The sequence below is a fragment of the Sphingobium sp. HDIP04 genome (genome assembly GCF_000445085.1).
Taxonomy (GTDB): domain Bacteria; phylum Pseudomonadota; class Alphaproteobacteria; order Sphingomonadales; family Sphingomonadaceae; genus Sphingobium; species Sphingobium indicum.
Window position 1 is genome coordinate 1 of sequence record NZ_ATDO01000042.1, and the last position, 2,087, is coordinate 2,087.

3 protein-coding genes are annotated in these 2,087 nt (G+C 60.5%); 1 reads left to right on the forward strand and 2 read right to left on the reverse strand.

Translation table 11 applies throughout. The features are described from left to right. Positions 1–274 (forward strand): DDE-type integrase/transposase/recombinase (locus L286_RS27280; RefSeq protein WP_021222970.1); only part of this gene is annotated, 274 nt, incomplete at its 5' end. Here L286_RS27280 and L286_RS49165 read toward each other — a convergent pair. After that, positions 246–863, reverse strand: a complete 618-nt coding sequence (locus tag L286_RS49165) for a hypothetical protein (protein WP_020817425.1) — start codon at positions 861–863, stop codon at positions 246–248. The genes L286_RS27280 and L286_RS49165 overlap by 29 nt on opposite strands. Before the next feature lie 161 nt (positions 864–1,024). Then, positions 1,025–2,087: PDR/VanB family oxidoreductase (locus L286_RS27290; protein ID WP_338010809.1), on the reverse strand; the 1,063-nt coding region annotated here is incomplete at its 5' end.

Below are 2,087 nucleotides of genomic sequence, written 5' to 3' on the forward strand. Positions count from 1 at the left end.
GAAGTATCTCAATAACGTGATCGAGGCCGATCACGGAAAGCTCAAGATACTGATCAAGCCGGTGCGCGGTTTCAAATCGATCCCCACGGCCTATGCCACGATCAAGGGATTCGAAGTCATGCGAGCCCTGCGCAAAGGACAGGCTCGCCCCTGGTGCCTGCAGCCCGGCATCAGGGGCGAGGTGCGCCTTGTGGAGAGAGCTTTTGGCATTGGGCCCTCGGCGCTGACGGAGGCCATGGGCATGCTCAACCACCATTTCGCAGCAGCCGCCTGATCGGCGCAGAGCGACAGCCTACCTCTGACTGCCGCCAATCTTTGCAACAGAGCCGGCGGGCGGCGATCGCACATGCCAGCCAATCGACATAGACGTGAGAGGCACGGTCCTTGCGCGAGGCGAGCCGGCGCGCTTCCAGTGCCAACTGCTCGAGCAGTTCATCGTAAACGCCCAGGCGTGGTTCGAGCACAAGATCGATGCCGTCATATCCCATCGCCAGCCCTACCTCTTCGACGAGCGAACGCCGCACATAGAGATGAAGAGTTTCCACCGGCGCATCGACGCTGATCTGAAACCCGTGCCCGGCTGGCCAGACGAACAGGCTACGGCGGGGAATGACCGCGCAAGCCGTCATGTTGTCGGCTTCGAGCTGGACCCGCACCGGATCGCTGAGATGCATGACGATCAGATGATCATTGGTCGCATTCACCTCCGCACTGAACGGCGCTTCATCCTGCTCGGAGAGAAAGAGGCTTGACCATTCCAGTTCGGCGCTCGAGCGGCGCACCCTGCAGCCCGGCAGTTCAAAGATGCCGTGGGTCTCGCAGAGCGTGAAAGGGCTCAACGGCGCGGGGGGCGGCGCGAGCATGCTCAGACCTTCGCCGCATGCAGCGGCAACGGAGGATGTCCCCTTTTGACTGGTTCGATTGCTCTCTCCATGGCCCTGCCTTTTCGTTTTCTCTCTTCTACCTCATTGCGGACCATCGCAACAAGCGCTGCAACATCATCCCGCGAGGTTCCTTCACTCCGCTAAAGATCAAGAACGAGCCGAAGTGATCGCGCGCGCGAGCAGCATGGCGTAAACTGGTCGTTCGCGGCATGCTCCTGGTCCGTCATGAAGAGGTCTCGGTGGTCCGGCTCGCCGCGCAGCACGCGTGTGACGCACGTCCCGCATATGCCTTGCTCGCACGACACCGGTATATCGATGCCGTTCGCGGCAAGGATCTCAAGCACCGTCTTGTCTGGCGGTATGTGAAAAGTCTGGCCGGAGCTGGCGAGCTCGACTTCAAAGCTTTGGTCCTCGGCGCTCGTGGTCGCCGCGGCCGCAAAATACTCCCGGTGAACGCAGCTACCGCTCCAGCCGAGCTGACTGGCAGCGCCCAAAACGAAATCGAGGAAACCCGACGGACCGCACGCATAAAGATGGGTATCGGCACTGGGCGATGCCAAGATGGCGTTCACATCGAGGCGTTGCTCCTCTGGCCCATCGTCGAAATGAAAATGCGCCTGTTTGGAGAAATGCGAGGACGAAATCCGGTCGAGGAAAGCCGTCCGCGATCTTGAGCGCCCACAATAATGGAGTTCAAACGGCGCATCGATTTGCGCCAGTCTTTCGGCCATTGCGAGGATCGGCGTGACGCCTATGCCGCCGGCGAACAAGATGCTTCGGCGCGCGTCGCGCGCAAGCGCGAACAAGTTGCGCGGCTGGCTGATGGTGAGGGTGTCGCCCTGCTGTACTCGATCATGCATGAAAGCCGACCCACCACGGGTGTTTGGATCGCGGAGTACCGCGATGAGATAGCGGTCCGTCTCACCGGGCACGTTGCACAGCGAATATTGCCGCACGAGTCCGTTGGCCATGTTCACGTCGACGTGCGAGCCGGCGCTGAAATGGGGCAGCGATGAGCCGTCGCAGTTCTTCAGCTCGAAGCTCGCGATATCATCCGCCTCAAGGGTCTTTTTTGTTACGCGTACTTCGAGAAGTGTTTGATCCATATAAGAAATCCATGCTCGTCCTGGATTCGAGCGCTGTTGAATGGTCTCGGCCCTGCCGGACGACGCGTTCAGGGCATGGACCGCGTCGCTTGCGGAC

Bases quoted from the DNA above. Each gene is read 5' to 3' on its own strand.
- L286_RS49165 (WP_020817425.1), bottom strand. From the start codon at position 863: ATGCTCGCGCCGCCCCCCGCGCCGTTGAGCCCTTTCACGCTCTGCGAG.